Origin of the sequence: Streptomyces sp. NPDC051219 (genome assembly GCF_040682335.1) — a bacterium.
GTDB lineage: Bacteria > Actinomycetota > Actinomycetes > Streptomycetales > Streptomycetaceae > Streptomyces.
Genome location: NZ_JBFBAS010000010.1, coordinates 16,775 through 43,570 on the forward strand (window position 1 = coordinate 16,775; position 26,796 = coordinate 43,570).

The following is a 26,796-nucleotide window of genomic DNA, read 5'->3' on the forward strand; positions in this document are numbered from 1 at the left end:
AGCCCGGACCGACGCAAGGAGGATCAAGGACGATGGCAGGCAACACGGAGCCGCTGTCGCCGCGGGCCAAGCTGGCCGTGACGGCGGGCAAGGCCGCGGCAGCGGTGTCACGCGCCGCGGGGCGCGGCAGCGGATCGGTGATCGGCGGCAAGGTGGCGCTGAAGCTCGACCCCGATCTGCTGGGGCGGCTGGCGCAGCACCTGGACGTCGTCCTCGTGTCGGCGACCAACGGCAAGACCACCACGACCCGGCTGATCGCCGAGGCCCTCCGGGCCAGCGGTCCGGTCGTCTCGAACGCCCTCGGCGCCAACATGCCGGCCGGCATCACCTCGGCGCTGGCGGGCGGCTCGGACGCCCGCTACGGCGTGATCGAGGTCGACGAGAAGTACCTCGCCGGCGTGGCACGCGATGTGACGCCGAAGGCGATCGCGCTACTCAACCTCTCCCGCGACCAGCTCGACCGGGCGGCGGAGACCCGCATGCTCGCCGAGAAGTGGCGTGAGGGCCTTGCGGGCACGAAGGCGGTCGTCATCGCCAACGCCGACGACCCGCTGATCGTGTGGGCCGCGTCCTCCTCGCCCAACGTGGTGTGGGTGGCGGCCGGCCAGGAGTGGAAGGACGACGCCTGGTCCTGCCCCTCCTGCGGCGGTGTGATGCAGCGCCCGGGTGACGACTGGTTCTGCGGCGAGTGCGGTTTCCGCCGCCCCGCCCCGAGCTGGGTGCTCTCCGGCGACCACGTACTGGACCCGCACGGCTCGGCCTGGCCGATCCATCTGCAGCTGCCCGGCCGCGCCAACAAGGCGAACGCGGCGACCTCCGCGGCTGTCGCCGCCGCGTTCGGTGTGCCTCCGCAGGTCGCGCTGGAGCGCATGTACCAGGTACAGGCCGTTGCCGGTCGCTACGACGTGGTGAGCTTCCAGGGCCGTGAGCTGCGGCTTCTGCTGGCGAAGAACCCGGCGGGCTGGCTCGAAACGTTTTCCCTGATCGACCCGCCGCCCACTCCGGTGATCCTCGCGGTGAACGCCCGCGGCGCGGACGGCACCGACACCTCCTGGCTCTGGGACGTCGACTACACCCGGCTCAACGGCCACCCGATCTTCGTGATCGGCGACCGCAAGCTGGACCTCGCGGTCCGCCTCGAGGTCGCCAACCTCGACTTCCGGGTTTGCGAGACCGTCGACGAGGCCGTGCAGCTGGCACCGCCGGGACGCATCGAGGCGATCGCCAACTACACCGCGTTCCAGGACCTGCGCCGCCGCGTCGGCAACTAGCCCGCAGAGGATGACGAGAATGAGCGACAACAGCCTGCGCCTGGTGTGGATCTACCCGGACCTGCTGAGCACGTACGGAGACCAGGGCAACGCCCTGGTGGTGGAGCGCCGGGCGCGTCAGCGCGGCCTGGACGTGGCGCGCGTGGACGTGCGCAGCGACCAGCCGATCCCGACCTCCGGCGACATCTACCTGATCGGCGGCGGCGAGGACCGGCCGCAGCGTCTGGCCGCGGAGCGGCTGCGCCGCGACGGCGGGCTGGAGCGGGCGGTCTCCAACGGCGCGATCGTCTTCTCGGTGTGCGCCGGCTACCAGATCCTCGGGCACGAGTTCATCAACGACCTCGGCGAGCGCGAGCCCGGTCTCGGCCTGATCGACGTGGTCAGTACCCGCGGCGAGGGCGAGCGGTGCGTCGGGGACGTGCTGGCCGACATCGACGAGCCGCTCGGCCTGCCCCAGCTCACCGGCTTCGAGAACCACCAGGGCATCACGCACCTGGGCCCGACGGCCAGGCCCTTTGCCCGGACACGCCTGGGCAAGGGCAACGGCACCGGCGACGGCACCGAGGGCGCGTACAACGGCACGGTCTTCGGTACGTACATGCACGGCCCCGTGCTTGCGCGGAACCCGCAGATCGCCGACCTGCTGCTCAAACTGGCCCTCGACGTGAACGCGCTGCCTCCGGTCGACGACCGGTGGTACGAGGCTCTGCGCGCGGAGCGGATCAGCGCGGCCACCCAGCCCGCCTGACGCTCCCCCAGCTGTCGCCGGGGGTACCCTCCGGCCCACCGCACCGACGCGTCCAGCACCCGGACGTGCGATTCGGTCCCGCCACCCCGCGCTTGTAGGGTGGCGGGGATCCAGCCGGACGACGTGGTCCGGTCGTCGGCCCACGTTGCAAAGGTATTTCGGGCAATGCGAATTGGTGTACTCACCTCCGGCGGCGACTGCCCCGGCCTGAACGCCGTCATCCGTTCGGTCGTGCACCGTGCCGTCGTCGACCACGGCGACGAGGTCATCGGCTTCCACGACGGCTGGAAGGGGCTTCTGGAGTGCGATTACCGGAAGCTCGACCTGGACGCGGTGGGCGGCATCCTCGCCCGCGGCGGAACCATCCTCGGCTCCTCGCGGGTGCAGCCCGCGCATCTGCGCGACGGTGTCGAGCGTGCCCGCGGGCATGTCGCGGACCTCGGTCTCGACGCGATCATCCCGATCGGCGGCGAGGGCACGCTCAAGGCGGCGAACCTGCTGTCCGAGGCGGGCCTGCCCATCGTCGGCGTCCCCAAGACCATCGACAACGACATCGCCTCGACCGACGTCACCTTCGGCTTCGACACCGCAGTCGGTGTCGCCACCGAAGCCCTCGACCGGCTCAAGACCACCGCCGAATCGCATCAGCGCGTGCTCATCGTCGAGGTCATGGGCCGCCACACCGGATGGATCGCCCTGCACTCGGGCATGGCCGCCGGCGCCCACGCCATCGTCGTACCGGAGCGCCCCTTCGACATCGACGAGCTGACCAAGGTCGTGGGACGCCGTTTCTCCGCCGGCAAGCGGTTCGCCATCGTGGTGGTGGCCGAGGGCGCCAAGCCCCGTGCGGGTTCCATGTCCTGGGACGAGGGCGGCAAGGACATCTACGGGCACGAGCGCTTCGCCGGTGTCGCCCGGCAGCTCTCCATCGAGCTGGAGGAGCGCCTCGGCAAGGAGGCCCGGCCGGTGATCCTCGGGCATGTGCAGCGGGGCGGCACGCCTACCGCGTACGACCGCGTCCTCGCCACCCGCTTCGGCTGGCACGCGGTCGAGGCCGCCCACCGGGGTGAGTTCGGCATGCTGACCGCCCTGCGCGGCACGGACATCGTCATGGTGCCCCTCGCGCAGGCCGTCGAGACCCTGAAGACGGTGCCGGACGAGCGGTACGAAGAGGCGGAGTGCGTGCTCTGAGCCGTCCCGTACACAATTGACCGCCCCCGGCCGCAGCAGTGGCCGGGGGCGGTTCTAGTCTTGGGCGGACAACAGACGCGATTCAGGGGCATCCCCCTCGGGAGAGAACAGATGGATCACAGCGGGCACGGCGAAGGCATGACCATGGACCTGCCGCCGTTCACGCTGGGGCGCGGGCTGGAGTTCTCCCCCGACCCCTTCTTCCTGACCGGCAGCCTGGTCGCACTGGTGCTGTACGGCTGGGCGGTACTACGACTGCGCAGGCGCGGCGACAGCTGGCCGGCCGCCCGCCCCGTGCTGTTCACCCTCGGTGTGCTGAGCTTGGCGTTCGTGACCTGCACCAAGCTCAACGACTACGGCATGGTCATGTTCAGCGTGCACATGGTCCAGCACATGGTGATCAGCATGCTGTCCCCGATCCTGCTGCTGCTCGGGGCACCGGTGACCCTGACATTGCGCGCGCTGCCCTCCGCCAGGCGCGGCCACAAGGGCCCGCGGGAAATGCTGGTGGCACTGCTGCACAGCCGATACATGCGGGTCGTCACCCATCCGGTGTTCACCATCCCGCTGTTCATCGCGAGTCTGTACGCCCTCTACTTCACCCCCCTCTTCGACTTCCTGATGGGAAGCAAGGTGGGGCACGTGTCGATGATGGTGCACTTCCTGATGGTCGGCCTGGTCTTCTTCTGGCCGATCATGGGCGTGGACCCGGGTCCGCACCGGCCCGGCTACGTGATGCGGATGCTGGAGCTCTTCGCCGGCATGCCCTTCCACGCGTTCTTCGGCATCGCGCTGATGATGGCGACCGAGCCGATGGTCAGTACCTACGCGAACCCGCCCGCGTCCCTCGGTATCGACGCGCTGGCCGACCAGAACGCCGCCGGCGGCATCGCCTGGGCGTTCAGCGAGATTCCCTCGGTCCTCGTCCTGCTCGCCCTGGTCTTCCAGTGGTACAAGTCCGACCAGCGGACAGCGAAGCGCGCCGACCGGGCCGCCGACCGCGACGGCGACAAGGAGCTGGAGGCGTACAACGCCTATCTCGCGTCGCTCCAGACGCGCGGGCGGTAGCGGCGGGCGCCTCTCCGGGGCGACGATGGGTCCCTGACCGCCGTCCGGGCGCGCGCCGTCCGGGCTGCCGGGAGAAGGGAACCCCCATGCCCGGATCTACGAAGGCGATGGCCGTGGTGACGATCGGCGGCCTGGTGGTCGTGACCGCCTACACCGTGGCGCTCGGCAGCAACGGCTGGCTGTGGTTCGGCTGGATCGTGCTCGGCCTGATCACGGCCGGCATGGCGGTGTCGCGCAGCACCTGAGGCTGCGCATGGGTCTGCCCGGGCGTGAGCCGGTGTTCACGGCCTGTCGTCGCTGTGGCCGCACACCCAGGCCAGCGCGTCGTGTACGCCTCGTATGTAGTCGCGGGGGACCATCCGCTGCGTGGTGTCCTCCAGCTGCACGGTGGCGGCGTCCACCTCCGCGGTCAGCTGGGGGATGTCCGGCGGTCCCTCGCCGCGGGCGCCTGTGATGGGGGCGTCCTCCCCACGGCCCAGTGCCCACAGATAACCGGTCAGGGCTCCCCGGGAGAGCTGCGTCTGCCGGTCCGGCCCGGCGGCTTCGGCGTCGAGCGCGTGGTGTGCGGCCTCGACCTCGGCGCGACGCCGGGTCCCCACGGTCCGCTCTTTGTACGGTTCCCTTTGCTGAGTGCTCATATTGGTACGTGTGTCCTCGATTCCGGCGGTGATGTGCACGGGATGCCGCGCGTGTGCGGCGGCCCGAAGCGGGAAAACGCCAGCATGCGAGGCGTACCGCCCGTCGAGAGCCATGACCTCGAAGGAGTTCGGATGAGCAGCAGGATCAAGGCCAAAAAGCGGAAGCTTCCGCTCGCGTACAAGCCCGTGGGGTTCGTCCTCGGCTGGGCCGGTGGTGCGCTGGCCGGCATGGCCTTCCAGCAGGCCTGGAAGCTGATCAGGCACGAGGACAATGCCCCGGACGCCCTGGACGAGGACCGTGGCTGGGGCGAGATCCTCCTCGCGGCGGCGGTGCAGGGTGCGATCTTCGCCGTCGTACGCAGCGCCGTGGACCGGTCCGGCGCCGCGGGCATCCGCCGCGCGACCGGCGTGTGGCCCGCTCCCACGGCCCGGGGCCGGGACTAGGGACGGACACCGGGGAGCTGAGGAGCCGCGCATGGACGCCGACAGTGACCGGGACGGCCTGCTGGACGGAATGACGGTGGACGACCGGCGCCCCGAGCAGCCGATTCTGCTCGGGGGGACCGGCCAGCCGCTGCAGACCTGGCGGGAGAACCATCCGTACGACCGGAGGATGCGCCGAGGCGAGTACGACCAGCACAAACGGGTGCTCCAGATCGAGATGCTCAAGCTGCAGCGGTGGGTGAAGGACACCGGCCAGCGGCTTGTCGTCCTGTGCGAGGGCCGGGACGCGGCCGGCAAGGGCGGCACCATCCAGCGGTTCACGGAGCGGCTCAATCCCCGTGGGGCCCGTGTCGTGGCTCTCGAGAAGCCCACCGAGCGGGAAGCGGGCCAGTGGTACTTCCAGCGCTATGTGGCCCATCTGCCGTCCGCCGGCGAGATCGTCTTCTTCGACCGCTCCTGGTACAACCGCGCGGGGGTGGAACGGGTCATGGGCTTCTGCAGCCCGGCGGAGTACCAGCATTTCCTGGAGCAGGCCCCGCTCTTCGAGCAGATGATCACCGATGACGGCATTCTGCTGGTGAAGTTCTGGTTCTCGGTGTCGCGCGCCGAGCAGCGCACCCGGTTCGCCATCCGGCGGGTCGACCCGGTGCGGCAGTGGAAGCTCTCACCGATCGACCTGGCTTCGCTCGACCGGTGGGACGCGTACACCGAGGCGAAGATCGAGATGTTCCGGGCGACGGACACGCCGTACGCGCCGTGGACCGTTGTGAAGAACAACGACAAGAAACGCGGCCGCATCGAAGCCATGCGCAGCCTGCTGTGGCGCTTCGACTACGCGAGCAAGGACGAGAAGGCGGTCGGGGAGCCGGATCCGCTCATCGTCGGCGTGGCCGACACCCTGCTGGAACCGGGCGAGGAGCGGACCAATCTCTCCCCCACCCCGCTCGCCGCCCGGCGGGAGGGCCCCGGTGACCATCCGCCCGACGGTGGCCTTGACGGTGGCCGGACCGGCTGAGGCTCTGGGGGCCAGGTCTGACGACCGCGCGGCGTCGCCGAGGCTCAGGTGCTCAGCTCGAACTCCGCCCGGACGCGCTTGCCCACCGGTACGCGCTCGGCGCTGAGCCGGTCGCACAGTGCGACCACGATCTCCATGCCGTGGCCGCCGAGCCGCTGGGGATCCTGCCCGAAGAGGAGGGGCAGGGCCGAGCTGCTGTCGTACACGGTGACGGTGATGAGGTCGGCGGTGCCCTCCAGCTCCAGGAGGTACGGACCGCGGCTGTAGCGGTCGGCGTTGGTCACCAGTTCACTGACCGTCAGGAGCAGGTCGCTGCGCTTGCGCTCGCCGAACTCGGCGAGCCACTCGGCCGCGAGTTCTCCGAGGAAGCGGTCGGCGAGTGCGCGGGCCTCGGCGATACAACCAGGCTCGCCCTTGAACACCTCCGCGCGGAGCAGGGGTTCCACGCGCACGTCAGCTCCCCGTCGTGAAACCGGTCGGGTGGTGGTGGGCTCGCTCATGATCTCCAGCCGGGGCGCCTGGGGGTGGTCGGAGAGGATCTCCGATGTGCTCGCCTACCCCGTGTCCCGGGGACTAAGCCAGTCCGTTTTCCCGCGGCTCCTCATCTCGGTCGTGGAGCAGCGCGTCTCCGCGATGCGGCAGGCCCGGGCCCTCCGATCCCGGGAGCGGCCGGCCGTTCAGTCCGCGTCCGGGCCGCCGTCCGGGCCCTGCGCGCGAACCTTACGTACGTTCTCCAGGGAGTCGCGCAAGTCCTCCAGCCAGTCGTCCGCGTGTTTCTGCACCAGGCGGACACACCACGCCAGCGCCTCGCTGCGGCTGCGCGCGACGCCTGCCGCGATGAGTGTGTCCAGCACCTGGCGCTCCGGCTGCCGCAGGCGGGTCATCACCGGCGCGGCGACCGTGGTGAACAGGGCACGCCTGCCGCCGCACTCCACACCCCATGACACCTTCCTGCGGAACCTGCGTTCCGCGTCACGTGCCACCCGGATGCGGTCCTCACGGGTCCGCTCGCGGAATTCCGCGATGCGGCCCTCGATCGCCGCGCCCCGCTCCGTGGCGGAAGTCTCGGCGCTCAGCTCGGGTTCCGGGATCCGGCCCACGACCGTGATCTCCTCGCGGTCGACGGTCACGTCCAGAAGCTCGAGGAACAGTCCTTCCGGCAGCCGCCCGGCAATCCAGCCGCGCAGCGCCTCCTTCTCCTCATTGGTAATCATGTAATTCAAATTACGCCGCGTTCTTCCCGCTGGCCAGACCCGGTTCGCATCGTCCCGTATGCCGACATGCGGTCCGGACCCGGTGAAGGCAAGCTGGGGACGTCGAAAAGGGACCCGGAGGCGATCTGCCCATGGCATCGGACGACGCGCTGCTGGTCGCGGACCGCGCGGGTCGCGTGGTGGAGTGGAGCCGAGAGGCCCACGAGCTGTTCGGCCGTGCGGCCTCCGAAACGGTGGGGCGTCCGGTCGCGGCGCTCCTCTCCTCGGCCTGGACGCGGTCGGACGGCGTGGCGGGAGCACGACCGGGCGGCGTGGCCGAGAACGCCGGACTGCTGGTCCGGCCGGTCACGAGGCCGGACGGGGTCCCGGCCTGGGGCCTGTTCCGCCCGCCGCCGGACACCCGGGGCGGCCCCGACGAAATCGGCCATGCCCTCCTGGATGCGCTGTTCACCCAGTCGACCATCGGTATGCAGGTCCTGGATCCGGATCTGCGGGTCCTGCGGGTGAACATCGCAGCCTCCGGTATGAGCGCGCTCACGGGCCCGCAGCTCGTCGGTCGCCGCCTGCAGGAGGTGGTCCAGCTGACCGACCCCGTCGCGGCCGACGCGATGGTCCGGGGAGTGCTCGCGTCCGGCGAGCCCGTACTCGAACGGATCGTGGGCGCCCGTCCGCCCAGCGCCCCCGAACGCGAGCACCTTTACTCCGTATCCGTGTTCCGCCTCCAGGACCCCGACGGCCAGGTGCTGGGCGCCGCGACGGCGGTGGTCGACGTCAGCGACCGAGAGCGGGCCCGGGCCCGTACGGACCCTCCAGCGGCATCTTCTCCCACGGATGCCACCCGCGCAGACGGCCGTGGAAAGCGCCCGTTTCCACCTGCCGGCCGGCGTGGGAGGAGGCTGGTTCGACATCATTCCCCTCTCCGGCGCGCGCGTGGCTCTCACCGTCGGCCTCGTCGCCGGCGGCGGAATCCACACCACCATGGCCATGGGCCAAGTGCGTACCGCGCTCCACACCCTCTCCGAGCTCGACCTCGAGCCCGACGAACTGCTCGCTCGTCTCAACGACACCGTCGCACGCCTCGCCGCCGAAACGCGCCGCCCTCCCGACCACCGACCCGGTGCAGAGCCAGGAGCTGACGGCCGGCTGTCTGTACGGGATCTACGACCCCCTCACCCTGAGCTTCACCGTCGCCCGCGCCGGCCTGCCGCCACCTGTCCTCGCGCACCCCGACGGAACCACCGAGATCGCCGACATCCCCGCGGCTCCCCCACTCGGAGGCGACGAGAGCACACCGTTCGCCACCACCCGCCTGGAGCTGGCCACAGGAAGCATCATCGCCCTCCAAACGGACGCCTTCCTGTACGCCGACGTTGCCAATGCCCGGAACGGCCAGGACCGCCTGCGGCAGATCCTGGCCGACACCGAGCGCCCCTTGGACCAACTGCGCGACGAGGCCGCACGCACGGTCCCGCCCACGCCGGTCGGCGCCGACGCGATCCTGCTCCTGGTCCGCACCCACGCCCTCGACGACGCCCAGGTCGTCAGCTGGGAACTGCCGCCTGACCCCGCCACCGTGGCCACCGCACGTGCCCGTACGCGCCGCCAACTCGCTCTCTGGGACCTCGACGACCTCTCCTTCTCCACCGAGCTCATCGTGAGCGAACTGGCCACCAACGCCATCCGCTACGGCGCCCCGCCGCTGCGGCTGCGCCTCATCAAGGGGCGCACTCTCACCTGCGAAGTCACCGACGCAAGCGCCGTCACGCCCCATCTCCGCCATGCGCGGGCCAGCGCGAAGGCGGCCGCGGTCTGTTCATCTGTGCCGAGGTGTCCCAGCGCTGGGGCTCACGCCAGAGCACCGACGGCAAGACGATCTGGACCGAACAGGAGCTCCCGCATCCGCCCGCGGGCAGGTAACCGGCACTGTGCTGCGGGTGAGTCATCGTGAGCGGGCACGCTCCAGGACCTCCCACCGGGAGGTCCGTCGCCCGCGCTGGTCGGCTCTACGAGCCGTCCGTTGCAGGAGCCAAACTGTCGGCGCTCGGGCTGCGTTCCCACACGATTCGCCCGTTGATCCGCACGGCACCGCTCATGCCCGGAGGCAGGTCGGCCTCGACCACGCCCTCGGCCTTCTCGCCGGGCCCCAGGGTGTCCCACTTGCACTCGATCACCTGCTCCGCCGTCACGGCGCAGACATCGCTGACCATGGTCACGCGCATCGAGGGCTGGAGAAACTGAGTCAAGGCGACTTTGAACACCGGGGCGTCGCCGGTGTTCGTCACCACCCAGTGCCAGGTGACGCGATCGTCCTTCGCGGTGAGGAGGGGTGTGTCGTACGCGAGCGTGACTTCGCTCTCCGCGCGGAGAACGGGGCTCCGGGCCGGCTGCGCGCCGGCCGGCGCGGGCATAGCCATTCCTGTACCGGACACCATCAAGACCATCAACGCGCCGAGCATCGCCTTGCGCATACGCTTCGCCCTTTCGTGACTGAACCTGCTCCGAGGTGAAGGGGCACCGGACAGACACCCCCGGACAGATAAAGATCAACGGCAGGGAAAAGCACGGCCACTGCGCCGAAAGAGCTGTTCCGCGAGCGCAGCGCCGTGGCACCAGAGGCGAATCGACAGCATCCTGAGCACGGACGGCAAGACCCCGTGGTCAGGGCTACTGGGCCGGCTTGATGTTCTGGTTGGCGTGGAAGAGGTTGTCCGGGTCGTATGCTCGCTTGACCTGTGCCAGCCGGTCGTAGTGGTCGCGGTACGTGGCCCGGACCCGGTCCTGGCCCTCGCCCGAACCCATGAAGTTCACGTACGAGCCGCCCATGGAGTACGGGTGCATCTCCTCCCAGTAGTTGACGCACCATTGCCTGATGGTCTCGGCGTTGGCAGGGTCGGGGTCGACACCGGCGAAGACGCCGGACCATACGGCGTCCCGGTAGCTCCAGGCGGTGTCGTCCCGGCCCACCCGGTGGGCGACCCCGTCGACCGGGTAGAGGTGCATCAGCGAAAGCGGGGTGGGGATGCTCTCGCCGTACTTGAGGTGCACGTCCAGGGCAGCGTCCGGGATGCGGTCGAAGAAGTCGCCGCGCCAGTACCACTGGTACCCGGTGGGAATCACGTCGTCGAGCATGCTCTGCAACGCGGGGTAAGGCATCTGCGTCGTGAAGTGGAAGGCCGGCGGTCCGGGCTCCCGCACTGCCGTGAATGTCTCTTCGAGGCGACTCGGGTCACCGGTGTAGCACGACACGACGCCGCACATCCTCTGCCCGTGGAGCTCTTCGGGGAACGGCGGGCCGGGCGGGATGACGAAGAGCGAGAAGAAGCCGTACACGTCCTCGGGCGCTTGCGGGAGGAAGTCCCGGTACCACGCCAGCACCTCGCGGGTGCGATCGACCGGCCACACGGTGATCGCGACTCCGACCGTGTCCACCGGGTGGAGCCGGTAGGTGAAGGAGGTGACGATGCCGAAGTTGCCGCCGCCACCGCGCAGTGCCCAGAACAGGTCCGGGTAGTCGGTCTCGTTCGCGGTGACGACGCTGCCGTCGGCCAGCACGACGTCCGCGGCCAGTAGGTTGTCCACGGTCAGGCCGTACTTGCGGGTGAGGTAGCCGTGGCCGCCGCCGAGGGTCAGGCCTCCGACGCCGGTCATCGAAATGATGCCGGCGGGTGTGGCGAGTCCGAAGGCGTGGGTGGCGTGGTCGAGGTCGCTGATCTGGCTGCCGCCGCCGACCTGGGCGGTCTGTCCGACGGGGTCGACACGTACCCCCCGCATCGGCGAGAGGTCGATGGTGACGCCGTCGTCCACCAGACAGAGGCCGGGGCCGCTGTGTCCGCCACCCCGGACGGCGAGTTCCAGTCCGTTGTCGCGGACGAAGCTGACCGCAGCCATGACATCCGCAGCGTCCGCGCACCGCACGATGGCGGCGGGTCGCTTGTCGATCATTGCGTTGTAGACCTTGCGAGCCTGGGAGTATTCGGCGTCCTGCGGACCTATGACCGGCCCGCGCAGCGTGGTCTGCATCTCTTCCAGAGTTGCGCTGTCCATGACGATCTCCTGATGGGAGCGCGGACTTGGTCACCGCGGCGTTGTCCGGCGGCCGGCGCCCAGGCACCCCACATCGACCCGAAGCGGAAGCGGACGCCGAGGGCTGACATGACCAGGTTCCCGTCGACTACGGAGCCACGCAACTCCAACGGCTTACTGCTCGCCGGGCGCCGGCTCCCGACATATTCGCAGCGCGGGGGTGCTCGTGTCGCGTGTGTCGCCCGGGGTGGCCTCGTTGAGCTCGGTCTCGTAGCGAGCGACCCGGGTGGTGTTGTCGCCGAGGTCGGCGAGGGCGGATTGCAGACCCGTCGGACCGCCGAGCTCGTTGAAGAGGAGATTGCCCGCGGTGTTGTCGCTGTAGCGGATGGCGGCGTCGCACAGGTCGAGCAGGGTCATGCCGGTGTCGACGTGCTGTTCCGTGATCGGCGAGTAGATGACCAGGTCGTCGCGGCTGTACATCACGAGCTCTTCGAGTTCCTCGATGGAGTTCTGCTTCAGTACGGCTGCGGCGGCAAGGGCCTTGAAGGTGGAGGCGTAGGCGAACCGTTCGTCGGGCCGGTGGGTGACGATCCGTCCGCTACCGGTATCCATCACGTACAGGCCGAGCCGGGCGTCGAACTCTCTCTCCAGCTTCTCGAAAACGCGACCCCTCGGCGCCGCCGCAGTGGACGCCTCCGCCGGTGCGGCGCCGGCGGAGGAGGAGGACGTGCATCCGGCGAGTGGCAGGACCGCGAGAGCGGACAGGGCGGCGCGTCGTGTGATGGGCATGGTGTTGGTGGGCCCTCGCGATCGGCTGTTGGTCTCTCGGATCTTTCTAACAGAGGCCGTCCGTGGGGTCGGCTGCCGGTTGGCTGCTCAGTGGGCGGCGTCGCTGATGTGCCGAGTCCCGATCCACTTGCGGAACACCCAGTTCCAGCCCTGGTACAGCACCACGAGGGGAAGGGCGATCCCGACGAACCAGGTCATGATCGTCAGCGTGAGCTCGGTGGACGACGCGTTGTCGACCGTGAGGCTCCAGTCGTCGTTGAGCGAGGAAGGCATGACGTCGGGGAACAGCGTCAGGAAGAGCATGGCCACGGCCGCGCTCGCCACCCGGACGGCGGCACGGCCTCAGGGCGACGCTGCCGTCGTCGTGGAATACCGAGGGCTGCCCGGGTGCCGCGGCGGAGATGCACGCATATACCGCCCATGACAGCCTGGACATCTGGCGGTCACCGGCCGGCCCGCGCTGACGACGGCCAGAGGGGCCGCGTGGCGGCCGGCTCTTTTCCTTGCCCCGGCGAGTGCTGCTGGGCCCGGCACACGTTCTGCGGCGTGACACTCCGCTCGACTCCTTGCAGGTCACGGCAGTGACCGGTATGCGCGGCTCATGCGGGACCACGTCCACGTGGCGGCCGGCACCCCGTCCTGTCGAGCGGGAGTGGCGACACGGGTAGTGAGAGGATGGACTCATGAGCAACGTTTACTTCGACATCACCATCAACGGCGAGGCCGCCGGCCGTATCGTCTTCAACCTCTTTGACGACGTCGTCCCGAAGACCGCGCAGAACTTCCGCGAGCTCGCCACCGGCCAGCACGGCTTCGGTTACGCGGGCTCGCCGTTCCACCGCGTCATCCCTGAGTTCATGCTCCAGGGCGGCGACTTCACCAACCAGAACGGCACGGGCGGCAAGAGCATCTGGGGCGAGAAGTTCCCGGACGAGAATTTCAAGCTGAAGCACGACCGCCCGTTCCTCCTGTCGATGGCGAACGCCGGCCGCAACACCAACGGCTCGCAGTTCTTCATCACCACTGTCGCCACCCCGTGGCTCGACGGCAAGCACGTCGTCTTCGGCGAGGTCGTCGAGGGTTCTGACCTGGTCCAGCAGATCGAGAAGCTGGGCTCCCGCTCGGGCGCGACCAGCGCCAAGATCGAGGTCGCTGCCTCGGGCGTTCTCGAGGGCTGATCCGCCCTTCTGCCACAACGGCGGCGGTCCCGTCCGACTCGGAAGGGACCGCCGCCTTGCGTGCGTACGAACCGAATCCGGCTTCGGCCCCGCGACCCGTCGGTATCCGGTCGGCCTCCCGTAGTCCGCTCACCCTGTGCTGATGCGCCTCTCGGGTCGGCGGACCGCCCCGGCTGCGCACCAGACGACCGCCCGGTCCCCAACCTGATGCCGAGTCAGTAAAGTCTGCACCGGTCGGCATTGACCCCATCAGGCACGGTTACGCGGGAGGACAACTGCACATAGGCTGTGCTCCCCCGAGATGTCCACTGACCTGGCAGAACGCAGCCCTGGAACTGATCCGGCAGAGCGAGGAGCCGCCCCATGTTCTATTACGTGCTCAAGTACGTGCTGCTGGGACCGCTGCTCCGAGTGCTGTTCCGGCCGCGTATCGAGGGACTTGAGCACATTCCGGCCGACGGCGCCGCCATCGTGGCGGGTAACCATCTGTCGTTCTCCGACCACTTCCTGATGCCGGCGATCATCAAGCGGCGCATCACCTTCCTCGCGAAGGCCGAGTACTTCACCGGCCCCGGCGTGAAGGGCCGGCTCACCGCGGCCTTCTTCCGCAGCGCCGGGCAGATCCCGGTGGACCGGTCGGGTAAGGAGGCCGGCCAGGCCGCGATCCGCGAGGGGCTCGGTGTCCTCGCCAAGGGCGAACTTCTGGGCATCTACCCCGAGGGCACGCGCTCGCACGATGGACGCCTGTACAAGGGCAAGGTCGGCGTCGCCGCGATGGCGCTCAAGGCGCAGGTCCCGGTGGTGCCGTGCGCCATGGTCGGCACGTTCGAGATCCAGCCGCCCGGGCAGGTCGTGCCGCGTGTCAAGCGCGTGACGATCCGCTTCGGAGAGCCCCTGGACTTCTCCCGGTACGAGGGTATGGACAACGAGAAGGCCGTGCTCCGGGCCGTCACCGACGAAATCATGTACGCCATCCTCGAACTCTCCGGGCAGGAGTACGTCGACCGGTACGCGGCCGACGTCAAGGCTGAGGTCAAGGCCGAGCAACAGGCGAAAAGGTTCCCCAGGCTGCTGCGCTGAAGGCGAATCCGCGCAGGGCGAACCCCACCCGGCGGTGCTCGCCCGGCGGCGTAGTGTCCCGGGCATGAGCAGGGGAACCGCGTTCGTACTGGGCGCCACAGGGCAGGTCGGGCGCGCTGCGGTGCGCGCCCTGGCAGCGGACGGATGGGACGTACGAGCGGCCTCGCGTGGCGGCGTGCGGGACGCCTCGTGGCCCGCGGAGGTACGCACCGTACGCCTGGACCGGGATGAGGACGGCGCGCTGGCCGCGGCACTCGGCGAGGGCGCCGACGTGCTGGTGGACATGGTCGCGTACGGACGGGACCATGCGGCTCAGCTGGCCGGCCTCGCGGACCGGATCGGCTCGGCCGCCGTCATCTCCAGCGGCGCCGTGTACGAGGATGATCAGGGCCGCGGCTTCGACACACAGGCGGAGCCGGACGGCTCCCCCCGGTACCCGGTGCCGATCGCGGAGACACAGCGAACCGTGGCGCCCGGAGAGGCGACCTACAGCACGCGAAAAGTGCGGCTGGAACGGGACTTGCTGGCGGTCGGTGAACAGCTGCCGGTGACGTTGCTGCGCGCGGGGGCGATTCACGGACCGCACTGCCGCACGCCGCGCGAGCTGTTCTTCGTCAAGCGGGTGCTGGACGGGCGGCGCACACGCGTGCTGGCGTGGGGCGGGAACAGCCGCTTCCACCCCGTCCACGCCTCCAATGTCGCGGAGTTGATACGCCTCGCCGCACTGAAGCCGGCGTCCCGGGTACTCAACGCGGCCGATCCGCAGGCGCCTTCGGTGGCGGAGATCGGTTCCGCGATCGACGACGTGATGGGCTGGGAGTGTGAGACGGTACTGGTGGCCGGGGCTCCCCCGGTGGGCACGGTCGGGTCGACACCGTGGACCATGGAGCATTCCGTCGTCTACGACATGTCCGCCGCGCAACGTGAGTTGGGCTACGCCCCGGTCACCGGATACGCCGAATCGCTGCCGGCCACCGTCGACTGGCTGTCGGCGCAAATGCGAGGGCGGGACTGGCGGGAGGCGTTCCCCGCGATGGCGAAGGCGTACGACCCGCACGGGGATCTTTTCGACTACGCGGAGGAGGATGCGTGGCTGGCGGGGCGGAACCCGGCCCGGTAGCCCCACCCATGCCGGCGCCCACGACCTTCGAGACATCCTGCTGGGAGACACCTGGTGACCGCGGCTGGCCGCGAGCGCGAGCGGGACCATTCTGCCGTTCTCCTTCGACCCCGAGCTGGAACTGGTCGTGGACCCGGCACTGCTGGAGCACGAGGAGATCTTCTTCAACGCTGCGCGCCTGGACCGCTCCTTGGCCTTGCGCACCGCCGACTACACCGCGATCGCGGAACCGCGGACGGCCGCCATTTCGTAGGCGCGGGAGGGAGGAGGGGACGGCCGGTGTGCCCGGCCGCCCCCTCCTCACCGCCCTACGGGACGGCCGGAAGGTCGACCGCCGCCGTGGCGGCCGCCACGGCGGCCGGCTTCGGCGTGGCATGCGGTGCGCACGTCACGTCGCGGCTGTCCGTCTTCCCGGTGAGCAGATAGGCGTCCACCCGCTCGTTGATGCACGGGTTGAGCAGGCTGGTGACACCGTGCGAGCCGGCGTCCTTCTCCGTGATCAGACGCGAGCCCTTCAGGCGCTTGTGCAGCTCGACGGCGCCCTCGTACGGAGTCGCGGCGTCACGGGTGGCCTGCACGATGAGCACCGGCGGCAGGCTCTTGCCCGACTTCACGTCGAGGGGGGTCTGCTGCCGGGAGGGCCAGGTGGCGCACGGCAGGTTCAGCCATGCGTTGGCCCATGTCATGAACGGGTGGTCCTTGTGGAGCCGGGTGTTGTCCCGGTCCCACTTCTTCCAGCTGGTGGGCCACTTGGCGTCCGCGCACTCCACCGCCGTGTAGACGGCGTTGCCGTTCTCCGAGGCGGCGTTGCCCGCGCTGTCGGTCAGGTCGGGACCCGCCGCGTCCACGAGCGCCTGCGTGTCCCCGGCCACGTAGTCGCTCCAGGTCTGGGCGACGGGCACCCAGGCGGAGTCGTAGTACGGCGCGCTCTGGAAGAAGCCGATGAGCTCGGCCGGACCGACGACCCCGCCGATCGGGTCCTTCTTCGCGGCGGCGCGCAGCTTCAGCCACTGCTGCTCGACCTGTTCGGGGGTGTTCCCGAGGTGGAAGGCGGTGTCGTTCTTGGCGACCCAGGCCTTCCAGTCGTTCCACCGCATCTGGAAGGCGACGTCCTGGTCGAGGTTGGCCTCGTACCAGATCTTCTCCTTCGAGGGGTTGACCACGCTGTCGACGATCATGCGGCGCACATGCGTCGGGAACAGGGTCGCGTAGACGCCGCCGATGTACGTACCGTATGAAACGCCCAGGAAGTTGAGCTTCCGCTCGCCCAGGGCTGCCCGGACGACATCCAGGTCGCGCGCGGTGTTCGGAGTGGTCATGTGCGGCAGCATCCAGCCGCTGCGCTCCTTGCAGCCGTCCGCGTACTCCGCGGCCAGCTTGCGCTGTGCCCGCTTGTCGTCCTCGCTGTCGGGCACCGGGTCGAGCTTCGGCGCCTTGACGAACTCCTGAGGGTCAATGCAGGAGATCGGGGCGGAGTGGCCGACACCGCGCGGGTCGAAGCCCACGAAGTCGTACGCCTTCGAGGTGTTGACCCACAGCGGGCTCTTCGTCGTGACCCGGCGCGGGAAGCGCAGGCCGGAACCGCCGGGGCCGCCGGGGTTGTAGATCAGGGAGCCCTGGCGCTCCTTCTTCGTGCCGGTGTTGCCGATCCGGTCGACGGCAATCTCGATCTGCCGCCCGTTGGGCTTGGCGTAGTCGAGCGGAACCTTGACCCAGCCGCACTGAATGGGTGCTTCAAGCCCCCAGTCGGCCGGACAGGCCTTCCAGTTGATGCCGGCCTTGGCCGCACGGTCGGCTGCGATCTTCACGCCGCGTGCCTCGGGATTGCCGTGGTGACGGCCGTCCGCACTGGCCGGCGGGGCGGCTATCGCGCCCGCCATGAGCGTGCCCGCTATCAGAGTGCCGGCAGAGCCGAGCACTGCTGTGCGCCTCAAGTGGTACCTCCCCCTGCATGGTGCGCCGCCGCTCGTGGCGGCAATGATCATTGCGCTTGCAGGGGGATCCTTTCGTTCGGCGGGCGCCCGACAAAAGGTCGTACGGCTGTTCTTTACCAACCGACGAAAATCGTTACCGAATCCAGGAGTTGGCGCAGTTCCCGCGCGTCCGCCGCGACGGCGGTCACCAGAACGGCGGGACCTGCGAGCGGCGTGAGGACGGCCCGCTCCCCCAGGACACGCGCCTCCGGCATCCGGGCGGCGAAGGCGGGGTCCACAACGAGGAGCTGGCCCACGGCCCGTCCGCCACCGAGCACGGCCGGGCCGTCCCAGCCGCGCGGTGCGCCGGGGCCGTAGGACAGTTCCTGGTCGAGGAGCGGGCGGCCGGCCCGGTACACGGTGAGGCGGCTGGTCAGCCGGCCGGGCGGCTCACCGGCGCGGCCGAGCACCTGCTCCTCGCGCAGGATCAGCCGTGCGGTGGCAGCGAGTTCGGCGCGGGTCGTCATACGAAGGTGACTGCCGTGGGCTGAGATCAACTGCTCGGGCAGCCAGCGGAGTTCGGCGTCTTCGCCCACGGTGAGGCGGACGTCGTAGCCGGCCGGGGCTCCGCCGTGGCCGGGCAGGGCGATGGTGGCGGCGGCCGAGGCGACGTGCAGCCGCGCACCCGGCTCCGCGACGGCCTCGACGGCCAGCCGGTCCCCGCCGAGCGGCGCGCTCATCGCACCGATGACGGTGACTTTGACGCCGGGGCCGGTGGAGCGGACGCGCCGCAGCGCGAGCGGACCGTCCCCGTCGAGGACCGGCAGTGCGGTGGAGCCGCGGCCGTCGGCGCGCGCGGTGATCCGGGCGCATGCGGTGATTCCCGTGGCCGGGGCGGTGGCGGCGGCTTCGGTGGCGTTGTCAGTGGCGGTGGTGAGGGCGGTCATGCGTGAGCGCGGGTCCAGGCCGCGAGCTGTCGGCGTACCCATTCACCGACCGGCTCGATCCCGTCGTCGGCGGCCAGGGAGGTGAAGGCGACGGGGAGTTCACCACGCTGGGCGGCGGCGTCCCTGGCCATCCGGCCGAGGTCGGATCCGACGTACGGCGCGAGGTCGGTCTTGTTGACGACGAGGAGGTCGGACGTGGTCACGCCCGGGCCGCCCTTGCGCGGGATGTCGTCGCCGCCGGCGACGTCGATCACGAAGATCTGTGCGTCGACCAGGCCCTTGGAAAAGGTGGCGGTGAGGTTGTCTCCCCCGGACTCGACCAGGATCAGGTCGAGCGGGCCCACCGTCTCCTCCAAGTCCTCGACCGCTTCGAGGTTGGCGGAGATGTCGTCCCGGATGGCGGTGTGAGGGCAGGCCCCGGTTTCGACGGCGGTGATGCGTTCGGGCGGCAGGACGGCGTTGCGCAGCAGGAACTCGGCGTCCTCGCGGGTGTAGATGTCGTTGGTGACGACGGCGATGGAAACCTCGTCGCGCAGGAGCCGGCAGAGGGCAGCCACCGTAGCGGTCTTGCCCGAACCGACGGGGCCGCCGAGGCCGATGCGCAGCGCGCGCCGGCCCCCGCCCGGGCGGACGGGCTCGGCGCTGTGCGTGTGCCGCTCGGGGTAGGTGACGGCGTGGTCGAGATGCATGGCGGACTCCGGTGTTTCGTTCGGGCGAGTCAGGAGGCGAAGAGGCGGACCGGCCAGGCCGCGTGGTGTTCCGCGCTGATCTCCAGCAGGGGTGCGGAGGCCGCGGGCAGCGCGTCGGTGCCCTCGGACCGTGCGAGGCGGGCAGCCGTAGCCGCGCGTGCGGCGATGTCGTCGAGTTCGGAGGTGAGCCGGGCAAGGACCATGGCCGCGTCGAAGGGGTCGAGGCCCAGGAGGCGTACGGTCGCGGTCGCCGGGCCGCTGACGGTTTCGTACGCGACGACATGCGCGGCGTCTTCGGGGCCGAGCCCGGCACAGCGGGCGGCCAGGCCGAGTACGACCGGCTGATGGGCTCCCCGCGGCAGGGCGGCCGCGAGGGCGTCGAGTTCGGGCGACGGCCAGACGGCCCGCGCGGCCCGCATCATCTGCCGCCCGAGGCGGCGGCCGGCGGTGCGCAGCGCGGGTGAGGGCGTGCGGGCATCGGCGGCCGCGTCCAGGTCGAACGGATCGAGCCCGACGGCCGCAGCGGCGGCCAGGGCGGCGGAGACGAGACCGGTGGTGTGGAGCCGGCCACGGCAGAATTCCCCAAGGGTCGTGGCGTCGCTGATCCGGCCGGCCCGCACGGCGGCTTCGGCGCCGCCGGAATGGGCGTGGCCGCCGGCCGGGAACCGGCCGTCGGCCAGGACCAGCAGGGCGGCTCTGCCGGTCCGGGACCCGCCTTCGCTCGTTGTCACGGCTACCCGCTTTCAGAAGAGGAAGTAGCGCTGGGCCATGGGGAGTTCGGCCGCGGGGGCCGGTTCGACCGGATCGCCGTCGATCGTCACCGTGAAGGTGTCGGAGTCGACCTCCACCCTGGGGCGGGCGTCGTTGTTGCGCATGTCGGCCTTGGTGACGCCGCGGGTGTTCAGGATCGCCACGAACCGCTTGTCCAGCCCGAGCCGTTCGGGCAGTCCGTCGTCGAGAGCTGCCTGGGCGACGAAGTTGAACGAGTTGGCCGCCGGGGCCTTTCCGTGCGCGCCGAACATGGGGCGCGGCAGTACGGGCTGCGGAGTGGGGATGGAGGCATTGGCGTCGCCCATCTGCGCGTACGCGATCTGCCCGCCCTTGATCACGAGCTGCGGCCGGACCCCGAAGAAGGCCGGGTCCCACAACACCAGGTCGGCGAGCTTGCCGGTCTCCACGGAGCCGATCTCGTGGTCGAGGCCCTGCGCGACGGCCGGGTTGATGGTGTATTTGGCGACATAGCGACGAGCCCGGTTGTTGTCGGCGCGTCCGTCGCCCGGCAGGGCGCCTCGTCTCCTCTTCATGACGTGCGCGGTCTGCCAGGTCCGCAGCACGATCTCACCGATTCGCCCCATGGCCTGCGAGTCGGAGGAGATGATCGAGATTGCCCCCAGGTCGTGGAGGATGTCCTCGGCCGCGATGGTGCTGGGCCTGATCCGGGACTCGGCGAAGGCGAGGTCCTCCGGAACGGCCGGGTTGAGGTGGTGGCAGACCATCAGCATGTCGAGGTGTTCCTCGATGGTGTTGACGGTGTGCGGGCGGGTCGGATTGGTGGAGCTCGGGAGCACGTTGGGCTCCGAGACGACGGTGATGATGTCCGGCGCGTGCCCGCCGCCGGCTCCCTCGGTGTGGTACGCGTGAATGGTCCGGCCGGCGATGGCGGCGAGGGTGTCGCCGACGAAACCGGCCTCGTTGAGGGTGTCCGTATGGATGGCCAGCTGGGCGCCGGTCTCCTCGCAGACGCCGAGGCAGGCGTCGATGACGGCAGGGGTCGAGCCCCAGTCCTCGTGGATCTTGAACCCGAGCGCTCCGCCGCGCAGTTGGGAGTGCATGGCGTCGCGGGACATGGTGTTGCCCTTGCCGAGCAGCCCTATGTTGACCGGATGGGCCTCCAGCGCGGCGAACATCCGGGCCAGGTGCCAGGGACCGGGGGTGACTGTGGTTGCCTTGGTGCCCTCGGCGGGTCCGGTTCCGCCGCCGACGAGGGTGGTGACGCCGGAGGCGAGGGCCTCGTCCACGAGCGTCGGGGAGATGAAGTGGACGTGGGCGTCGACGGCGCCCGCGGTGAGGATCTTCCCGTTGCCCGCGATGATTTCGGTCTCGGGACCGATCACCAGGTCCGGGTGCACGCCGTCCATGGTGTCCGGGTTGCCGGCCTTGCCGATGCCGGTGATCCTGCCCTCGCGCATGCCCACGTCGGCCTTGACGATGCCCCAGTGGTCGAGAACGACCACACCGGTGATCACGGTGTCCGGGGCACCCTCGGCGCGAGTCGTCCGGGCCTGCCCCATCGACTCACGGATGACTTTGCCGCCGCCGAAGACCGCCTCGTCGCCAGCCAGTCCGGGCCCGCCGGCCCGGTCCTGCTCGATCTCGATGAGCAGATCGGTGTCGGCCAGCCGGATACGGTCGCCCGTCGTGGGTCCGAACAGATCGGCGTACACGGCCCGGTCCAGTTCACGCACCTGCGTCTCCGTTCACCTTGCCGCGGGAGCGGCGTGTCTCACCGTCGCCCGCTCGGCGCTGATGCGTGGCCGTCGCCGGCTCCTGCGGCCCGGCGGCCTCATGGTCGGCGCTCACATCGAGCGCCCCGCCCGTCTCCCCTCGCAGGCCCGGGACCGTACGAAGGCCGGCCAGGGGCACGAGTTCCACCGCGACCGGGATGCCCGGCTCGAAGCGCACGGCGGTGCCCGCGGCGATGTCCAGCCGCAGTCCGCGAGCGGCCGCCCGGTCGAACTCCAGGCCGGGGTTGGCCTCGGCGAAGTGGTAGTGGGAGCCGACCTGGACCGGCCGGTCGGCGACGTTGAGCACGGCCAGGCGGGTGACGGGCCGTCCCTCATTGAGAGACACGGGCCCGTCTGCGTAGAGGACTTCACCCGGGATCATCGTGGCGCTCCCGTCAGACGATCGGATCGTGGACGGTGACCAGTTTGGTCCCGTCCGGGAAGGTCGCCTCGACCTGGACGTCGTGGATCATCTCGGGGATCCCGTCCATGACGTCGTCACGGGCGAGGACCTTGCGCCCGGAGGACATGAGTTCCGCGACGGTACGTCCGTCGCGAGCGCCCTCCAGGATGTGCGAGCTGATCAGCGCGATCGCCTCGGGGTGGTTCAGCCGGAGCCCACGCGCTTTTCGCTTCTCGGCCACGTCCGCGGCCACGTGGATGAGCAGCCTCTCCTGCTCGTGCGGGGTCAGTTGCACGGCTCCACCTCCTGCGATCCTGGCAAGGGTCGACGAAGGCGCGCCGGTGGGCGGCCTCGCAGCCAGGCGTCGCAGATTAGGCCGCCCGTTTTTCCAACGCGTTAACTCACGTTTCGGGGAGCCATGCTCATCAGGGCGCGCAGCCCGTCCTGGAGTGCCTCGGTGCTGACGCTGCCGAACAGCGCCTGAGTTCGTCCGGCGGAGGAGGCGGACTCTGCCGGGCCGCGCTCTCGAACGCGCGCTTCGAATCCTGCCGAACGCCTCCTCCGCGATGGCCGCGATCAGTTCCTCCTTGCTGCCGAAGTAGCGGTAGACGACCCCGGCCGACAGGTCCACCTCGCGCAGCACGTGATTGTGCTGGTCCCGGTGGTCGTCGCCCTTGCCCTCCGGGCCTTCGCCTGGCCCGCGGCCCGCATCGCGCCGCGGGATCTGCCGCTCGGCATCGCCGGCCCCGCCACCGCCGCGGCTCCGCTCCAGGAGCGGTTCGAGCAGCACGAGGGAGCCTTCGACGTCCACCGCTACGACGACGCGGCGTCCGCTCGCGCGGCGATCGAGAACCGAGATGTATACGGAGCGATCGTCGTCACCCCGCAGGGGCCGCAGCTGCTGACCGCCTCCGCCGCGAGCCCTGTGGTCGCAGGGCTGCTGCGCGAAGCTGTCACCGCTGGGGCACCGGCCGGCACTCAGGTCGAGGCGGCCGGCGCCCCGGCCCTCGTCCTCGCGCTCTGGACTCTGCTCGGCCTGACCGCGGTGGCGCTGACTGGACGGCGCGGCCGCCGGACGGCCGAGGCGGATCCGGCCGCGGCACAGAACCCCGCCCTCGTGGGGTAGCCACTCCTCCGTCGCACCGAGACGGCCGTACGTCCCCGCAGTAGCGGACGGGGGCGCACGGCCATTTTTGCACTGGCCGCAACAGCCCTCTGTTCGACTCTTTCACCTCGTCAGTTCTCGTGGCCCGCAGGACGATCGCCGACGCCGGGGTCGTGGTGCTCAGCCGCGATACCGAAGCGGCGCCGTTCGCCCGGAGCGGACGTCAGCGAGTGGATCGAGGAGACGGAACTGACCACCGACTCCTCCGCCGACTCGGCCGCGGATTCGAGTCGTTGCAGGTCAGCAGCGGAAACAAGCGCCACCAAGGGCTTTCCGTGACGCGTCACCACGACACGCTCGCCGCCGTAGACGACGCGGTTGATCAGTTCGGCGAGCTCTGCTCGGGCTTGCGTCACCGGAATCTCGTAGGCCATGCTCCCCATTCTAAGGGAATGTACGTCCTGTACATTTTTTGCAGGTCTCCCCTGTGCGATCCGCAGCGCGATTCGCGGTGCGACCCGCATGAGCCGTTGCCGCAGTACGAGCCGCAGTACGAGCCGCAGTACGAGAGGAACGCCATGAGCCGGCCCACCGCCCGCCACGTCCTGCCCGAGTTCACCGAGCGCACCCCAAGCGGCACCCGCACTCTCGACCCCTACTCCAAGCTGCTGGGCGAGCGCATCGTCTTCGTCGGAACGCCGATCGACGACACAGCGGCCACCGACGTGGTCGCCCAGTTCATGTACCTGGAGCACGCGGCGCCCGACCGGGACATCTCGCTCTACATCAACTCCCCCGGCGGCTCCTACGCGGCGATGTCCGCGATCTACGACACCATGCAGTTCGTCACCTGCGACGTGGAGACGATCTGCCTGGGGCAGGCCGTCTCCTCCGCCGCCGTGCTCCTGGCGGCCGGCACGCCGGGCAAGCGACTGGCCCTGCCGGGCGCCCGCGTGGTCATCGACCAGCCGGCCATTCCGGAGCCGGTGCGAGGGCAGCCCTCGGACCTGGAGATCCAGGCCCAGGAACTGCTGCGAGTACGCGAGATGCTCACCCGGATGCTCGTACGACACACCGGTCGGAGCACGGAACGGATCTCGGCGGACATCGAGCGCGACAAGATCCTCGACGCCGAAGGAGCGCGGGCGTACGGCCTCGTGGACCGGATCGTGCACAGCCGCAAGGGCTCCTCAACGGCCCCCGGCACGAGGTGAGGGCGAGGTGACACCCGCACTCCGACCGTCCGGCCGAGGTGACTTGGGGAACGACTCGCCGAAAGACACGTATGGAGTACGGGAATCGATACTCCGTTCGGCTTAGTTGACGAAGAGCCGGAGAGACCATCCGACTTGCGCAACGTGCCTACGGCAGGGGTGGAATTTATCGTTCCGCTGCTGGTCCAGGCCTACTTGGGCCCTCACGCCGGAGGTAGAAAACACCCCCGTCCACCCGAACGGGGTAGTGGTGAGGAACCCCACATGAGGCCGCTTCCGCTCGGATTTTCGGGCAGTTATGAGTCAAGATCCCTGGGACGACAAGCCCCCGCCGCCGCGGCGGGGCGGTCCGGGCGGACGCCGAGTCCTGCCGCCGTCCCGGATGCCTGGTCGACAAGAGTGGATCGGCAGGAGTGGAGGACCCAAGTGCAACGGGGTGACCGAACATGGTCATCCCTCGGGGTGAAGCCGTCACCGGCGGCCGGGCAACTTCGCCAGCCCGAACCCGACAGGTCATCCTTCACAGGCGGCTGACGAAGGGTTGCGCATGTCTGCGCAGAACACTGTCCCGTCATTGCTGTCCCGGGCCGGCACCGCATCGGTGCTCACCCTCGCCGCCGTCGGCGGCACGATGCTGGCGCCGGGCGCCGCGTCGGAAGCCCAGGCCGCTCCGTCGTACGCGGCGGAGGCCCTGAAGGTGGCAGCCTCCAAGAAGGGCTCCCCGTACAAGTACGGAGCGGCCGGACCGAAGCGGTTCGACTGCTCGGGGCTGACTCTCTACTCGTACAAGCGCGCCGGAAAGTCGCTGCCGCGAACCGCCGCGCAGCAGTACAACAAGACCCTCCACATCGCCGCGTCCAAGCGCCAACAGGGCGACCTGGTCTTCTTCCACTCCGGCAGGAGCGTTTACCACGTCGGAATCTACGCGGGTAAAGGCAAAATCTGGCACTCCCCCAAGACCGGTGCGGTAGTGCGACTGGAGAAGATCTGGACCAAGAGCGTCTGGTACGGCCGGGTGCGCTGACGGCTGGTGCGGCAACTCCCCCGGACAAGCGGTACGTTGACCGCTCCCGGCGGTACGAACCGCACACATGCCCGAGGGGACCCCATGTCGTTTCTCAATCCGGTACGGCACATCACGTTCGACGCGCACGATCCGTACGCCCAGGCCGAGTTCTGGTCCGCGGTCACCGGATTCGCGATCGACGGTGACAAGCCGGGCGATGACGAAGTGCTCATCGATGCGGGGCACCCCCGGGTGCCCGGGCTGCTCTTCATCCGGGTGCCGGAGGGCAAGACCGTCAAGAACCGCCTCCACCTGGACATCCAGCCACCCTCCGGCACGCGGGACGAACAGGTGGAGCGGCTCGTCGGACTCGGTGCGTCGGTCGTCAGCGACCGGCGCACCGAGGACGGGCTCGGCTGGGTCGTGATGGCGGATCCGGAGGGCAACGAATTCTGTGTGGAACGCGGCGCCGTGGAACGTGGGCTTGCGTGAGAGCCCGGCGGACCGCACCTCACTGATCCCGGTACCGGCCGGACCTGTCTCCGGCCGGACCGGGTCAACGCCCTGACCTTCCTGCGCGACTCAGGGGCCGACGGGCTTTCCGGCACGCCAGGGACCTCAGCCGTTTTCCGGAGCGACCGGGGTCGGCACCGGCTCCTGCTGCGGGACAGCGGTGGTCCAGGGCAGGGTGATCCAGACCGTCTTGCCGCCGTCCTCGGTGGGGGCGACCGACAGCCGGCCGCCGCACTCGGCGGCCAGCCAGCGGATGATCACCATGCCACGGCCGTTGTCCTGCTGGACGGCGGCGGGCAATCGTTTCGGCCAGCGGGGATGACTGTCGGTGACACCGATGTACAGCTCCTCCTCGCGCTCCAGCCGGAGATCCACGGTAAAGGTGGGCGACTGGCCGAAAGTGTGCTGCACCGCGTTGGTCGCCAGCTCGGAGACGATCAGCCGTACCGTGTCGGCGGTGTCCCCGTCGGAGGGAAGGCCCCATGTGGAGAGAACGTCGGCGACGTATCTCCGGGCGGCGGAGACCGAGGCTGGATCGCTCGGCAGAGTGACGGATGTTTCCTGATGGTCTGCCATGGCGACGCTGTCCCTTTCCCACCGGGGCCGGACTGAAGACTCGTGGCGGATAAACTCGAAGACGGCCTCGGTTACGTGCTTCGCGCCAGCGTGCCACTCCTGCCGCCGTCACGGGTGGCGATCCACCAGGTTATGCATATATCTGTC

General features: G+C 69.7%; 28 protein-coding genes, 6 pseudogenes and 1 riboswitch. Of the genes and pseudogenes, 18 read left to right on the forward strand and 16 right to left on the reverse strand.

What is annotated here, in order from left to right; all coding sequences use genetic code 11:
* The first annotated feature begins 32 nt into the window (after nt 1-32).
* From AB0M62_RS14115 to AB0M62_RS14135, 5 genes are all read left to right on the forward strand, one after another.
* The gene (locus AB0M62_RS14115) at nt 33-1,271 is read left to right on the forward strand and encodes a MurT ligase domain-containing protein (RefSeq protein WP_366074434.1); all 1,239 of its coding nucleotides are present in this window, start codon (nt 33-35) and stop codon (nt 1,269-1,271) included.
* 19 nt (nt 1,272-1,290) lie between these two features.
* Nucleotides 1,291-2,019 (forward strand): glutamine amidotransferase, encoded by a 729-nt coding sequence (locus AB0M62_RS14120; protein ID WP_366074435.1) that lies wholly within the window; start codon nt 1,291-1,293, stop codon nt 2,017-2,019.
* Between the two features lie 165 nt (nt 2,020-2,184).
* Nucleotides 2,185-3,210, forward strand: coding sequence for a 6-phosphofructokinase (locus AB0M62_RS14125; RefSeq protein ID WP_366074436.1), 1,026 nt, complete (start codon nt 2,185-2,187; stop codon nt 3,208-3,210).
* A gap of 111 nt (nt 3,211-3,321) precedes the next feature.
* Nucleotides 3,322-4,278, forward strand: a complete 957-nt coding sequence (locus AB0M62_RS14130; RefSeq protein ID WP_366074437.1) for a cytochrome c oxidase assembly protein — start codon at nt 3,322-3,324, stop codon at nt 4,276-4,278.
* Nucleotides 4,279-4,364: 86 nt separating this feature from the next.
* On the forward strand, nt 4,365-4,523 hold the full coding sequence (locus tag AB0M62_RS14135; protein WP_366074438.1) for a hypothetical protein: 159 nt from the start codon (nt 4,365-4,367) through the stop codon (nt 4,521-4,523).
* Between the two features lie 36 nt (nt 4,524-4,559).
* Here the strand turns inward: AB0M62_RS14135 and AB0M62_RS14140 are convergent, their stop codons facing one another.
* Nucleotides 4,560-4,877 carry a hypothetical protein gene (locus AB0M62_RS14140; RefSeq protein ID WP_366074439.1) on the reverse strand — a complete coding sequence of 106 codons (318 nt, stop codon included), beginning with the start codon at nt 4,875-4,877 and terminating at the stop codon, nt 4,560-4,562.
* Between the two features lie 171 nt (nt 4,878-5,048).
* Between AB0M62_RS14140 and AB0M62_RS14145 the strand changes: the two genes are divergently transcribed.
* Nucleotides 5,049-5,360, forward strand: a complete 312-nt coding sequence (locus AB0M62_RS14145; protein ID WP_366074440.1) for a DUF4235 domain-containing protein — start codon at nt 5,049-5,051, stop codon at nt 5,358-5,360.
* 31 nt (nt 5,361-5,391) lie between these two features.
* Entirely contained in the window at nt 5,392-6,375 is a 984-nt protein-coding gene (gene ppk2, locus AB0M62_RS14150; RefSeq protein WP_366074441.1) for a polyphosphate kinase 2, read from the forward strand.
* A 44-nt stretch (nt 6,376-6,419) separates the two neighbouring features.
* Here ppk2 and AB0M62_RS14155 read toward each other — a convergent pair whose 3' ends face one another.
* Nucleotides 6,420-6,875 carry an ATP-binding protein gene (locus tag AB0M62_RS14155; protein ID WP_366074442.1) on the reverse strand — a complete coding sequence of 152 codons (456 nt, stop codon included), beginning with the start codon at nt 6,873-6,875 and terminating at the stop codon, nt 6,420-6,422.
* Between the two features lie 177 nt (nt 6,876-7,052).
* On the reverse strand, nt 7,053-7,589 hold the full coding sequence (locus AB0M62_RS14160) for a hypothetical protein (protein WP_366074443.1): 537 nt from the start codon (nt 7,587-7,589) through the stop codon (nt 7,053-7,055).
* Between the two features lie 131 nt (nt 7,590-7,720).
* Between AB0M62_RS14160 and AB0M62_RS14165 the strand changes: the two are divergent.
* From AB0M62_RS14165 to AB0M62_RS14175, 3 genes and pseudogenes are all read left to right on the forward strand, one after another.
* Nucleotides 7,721-8,374 (forward strand): annotated as a pseudogene (locus AB0M62_RS14165) (PAS domain-containing protein); the annotation flags it as partial.
* Between the two features lie 46 nt (nt 8,375-8,420).
* Nucleotides 8,421-8,657: pseudogene (locus tag AB0M62_RS14170) on the forward strand (SpoIIE family protein phosphatase); the annotation flags it as partial.
* 49 nt (nt 8,658-8,706) lie between these two features.
* Nucleotides 8,707-9,537 carry a SpoIIE family protein phosphatase gene (locus AB0M62_RS14175; protein WP_366074444.1) on the forward strand — a complete coding sequence of 277 codons (831 nt, stop codon included), beginning with the start codon at nt 8,707-8,709 and terminating at the stop codon, nt 9,535-9,537.
* Nucleotides 9,538-9,592: 55 nt separating this feature from the next.
* Here AB0M62_RS14175 and AB0M62_RS14180 read toward each other — a convergent pair whose 3' ends face one another.
* From AB0M62_RS14180 to AB0M62_RS14195, 4 genes and pseudogenes are all read right to left on the reverse strand, one after another.
* A complete protein-coding gene (locus tag AB0M62_RS14180; RefSeq protein WP_366074445.1) occupies nt 9,593-10,057 on the reverse strand; it encodes a hypothetical protein in 465 nt (154 codons plus the stop codon).
* Between the two features lie 196 nt (nt 10,058-10,253).
* On the reverse strand, nt 10,254-11,633 hold the full coding sequence (locus AB0M62_RS14185; protein ID WP_366074446.1) for an FAD-binding oxidoreductase: 1,380 nt from the start codon (nt 11,631-11,633) through the stop codon (nt 10,254-10,256).
* Nucleotides 11,634-11,786: 153 nt separating this feature from the next.
* Nucleotides 11,787-12,401 (reverse strand): serine hydrolase, encoded by a 615-nt coding sequence (locus AB0M62_RS14190; protein ID WP_366074447.1) that lies wholly within the window; start codon nt 12,399-12,401, stop codon nt 11,787-11,789.
* 87 nt (nt 12,402-12,488) lie between these two features.
* A pseudogene (locus AB0M62_RS14195) lies at nt 12,489-12,716 on the reverse strand (cytochrome d ubiquinol oxidase subunit II); the annotation flags it as partial.
* 368 nt (nt 12,717-13,084) lie between these two features.
* Here AB0M62_RS14195 and AB0M62_RS14200 point away from each other — a divergent pair.
* The 4 genes and pseudogenes from AB0M62_RS14200 to AB0M62_RS14215 all read left to right on the forward strand — a co-directional run.
* The gene (locus AB0M62_RS14200) at nt 13,085-13,579 is read left to right on the forward strand and encodes a peptidylprolyl isomerase (RefSeq protein ID WP_366074448.1); all 495 of its coding nucleotides are present in this window, start codon (nt 13,085-13,087) and stop codon (nt 13,577-13,579) included.
* Between the two features lie 363 nt (nt 13,580-13,942).
* Complete coding sequence (locus AB0M62_RS14205; RefSeq protein ID WP_366074449.1) at nt 13,943-14,659, forward strand: lysophospholipid acyltransferase family protein; 717 nt, start codon at nt 13,943-13,945, stop codon at nt 14,657-14,659.
* A 64-nt stretch (nt 14,660-14,723) separates the two neighbouring features.
* Entirely contained in the window at nt 14,724-15,779 is a 1,056-nt protein-coding gene (locus tag AB0M62_RS14210; protein WP_366074450.1) for an NAD-dependent epimerase/dehydratase family protein, read from the forward strand.
* 61 nt (nt 15,780-15,840) lie between these two features.
* A pseudogene (locus tag AB0M62_RS14215) lies at nt 15,841-16,032 on the forward strand (YbaK/prolyl-tRNA synthetase associated domain-containing protein); the annotation flags it as partial.
* 55 nt (nt 16,033-16,087) lie between these two features.
* Here AB0M62_RS14215 and AB0M62_RS14220 read toward each other — a convergent pair.
* From AB0M62_RS14220 to AB0M62_RS14250, 7 genes and pseudogenes are all read right to left on the reverse strand, one after another.
* Nucleotides 16,088-17,659 carry an alpha/beta hydrolase gene (locus AB0M62_RS14220; RefSeq protein ID WP_366074624.1) on the reverse strand — a complete coding sequence of 524 codons (1,572 nt, stop codon included), beginning with the start codon at nt 17,657-17,659 and terminating at the stop codon, nt 16,088-16,090.
* 167 nt (nt 17,660-17,826) lie between these two features.
* On the reverse strand, nt 17,827-18,639 hold the full coding sequence (locus AB0M62_RS14225; protein ID WP_366074451.1) for an urease accessory protein UreD: 813 nt from the start codon (nt 18,637-18,639) through the stop codon (nt 17,827-17,829).
* Entirely contained in the window at nt 18,636-19,328 is a 693-nt protein-coding gene (gene ureG, locus AB0M62_RS14230; RefSeq protein WP_366074452.1) for an urease accessory protein UreG, read from the reverse strand. The genes AB0M62_RS14225 and ureG overlap by 4 nt, the downstream gene beginning before the upstream one ends.
* A gap of 29 nt (nt 19,329-19,357) precedes the next feature.
* Complete coding sequence (locus tag AB0M62_RS14235; protein WP_366074453.1) at nt 19,358-20,059, reverse strand: urease accessory UreF family protein; 702 nt, start codon at nt 20,057-20,059, stop codon at nt 19,358-19,360.
* Between the two features lie 12 nt (nt 20,060-20,071).
* Nucleotides 20,072-21,793 carry an urease subunit alpha gene (locus AB0M62_RS14240; protein WP_366074454.1) on the reverse strand — a complete coding sequence of 574 codons (1,722 nt, stop codon included), beginning with the start codon at nt 21,791-21,793 and terminating at the stop codon, nt 20,072-20,074.
* A 115-nt stretch (nt 21,794-21,908) separates the two neighbouring features.
* Nucleotides 21,909-22,214: pseudogene (locus AB0M62_RS14245) on the reverse strand (urease subunit beta); the annotation flags it as partial.
* A gap of 13 nt (nt 22,215-22,227) precedes the next feature.
* Nucleotides 22,228-22,530: an urease subunit gamma gene (locus AB0M62_RS14250; RefSeq protein WP_366074455.1), complete on the reverse strand. Its 303-nt coding sequence runs from the start codon at nt 22,528-22,530 to the stop codon at nt 22,228-22,230.
* A 348-nt stretch (nt 22,531-22,878) separates the two neighbouring features.
* On the opposite strand from AB0M62_RS14250, the pseudogene AB0M62_RS14255 reads away from it, so the two are divergent.
* Nucleotides 22,879-23,220: pseudogene (locus AB0M62_RS14255) on the forward strand (ABC transporter permease); the annotation flags it as partial.
* 251 nt (nt 23,221-23,471) lie between these two features.
* On the opposite strand, the gene AB0M62_RS14260 reads toward AB0M62_RS14255, so the two are convergent.
* Complete coding sequence (locus AB0M62_RS14260; RefSeq protein WP_366074456.1) at nt 23,472-23,774, reverse strand: type II toxin-antitoxin system Phd/YefM family antitoxin; 303 nt, start codon at nt 23,772-23,774, stop codon at nt 23,472-23,474.
* Between the two features lie 144 nt (nt 23,775-23,918).
* On the opposite strand from AB0M62_RS14260, the gene AB0M62_RS14265 reads away from it, so the two are divergent.
* From AB0M62_RS14265 to AB0M62_RS14275, 3 genes are all read left to right on the forward strand, one after another.
* Complete coding sequence (locus AB0M62_RS14265; RefSeq protein ID WP_366074625.1) at nt 23,919-24,554, forward strand: ATP-dependent Clp protease proteolytic subunit; 636 nt, start codon at nt 23,919-23,921, stop codon at nt 24,552-24,554.
* 361 nt (nt 24,555-24,915) lie between these two features.
* Nucleotides 24,916-25,098: riboswitch (cyclic di-AMP (ydaO/yuaA leader) on the forward strand.
* A gap of 3 nt (nt 25,099-25,101) precedes the next feature.
* Entirely contained in the window at nt 25,102-25,578 is a 477-nt protein-coding gene (locus tag AB0M62_RS14270; RefSeq protein WP_366074457.1) for a C40 family peptidase, read from the forward strand.
* Nucleotides 25,579-25,662: 84 nt separating this feature from the next.
* Nucleotides 25,663-26,052, forward strand: coding sequence for a VOC family protein (locus AB0M62_RS14275; RefSeq protein WP_366074458.1), 390 nt, complete (start codon nt 25,663-25,665; stop codon nt 26,050-26,052).
* A 126-nt stretch (nt 26,053-26,178) separates the two neighbouring features.
* Here the strand turns inward: AB0M62_RS14275 and AB0M62_RS14280 are convergent, their stop codons facing one another.
* Nucleotides 26,179-26,649 (reverse strand): ATP-binding protein, encoded by a 471-nt coding sequence (locus AB0M62_RS14280; protein WP_366074459.1) that lies wholly within the window; start codon nt 26,647-26,649, stop codon nt 26,179-26,181.
* Nucleotides 26,650-26,796: the final 147 nt, after the last annotated feature.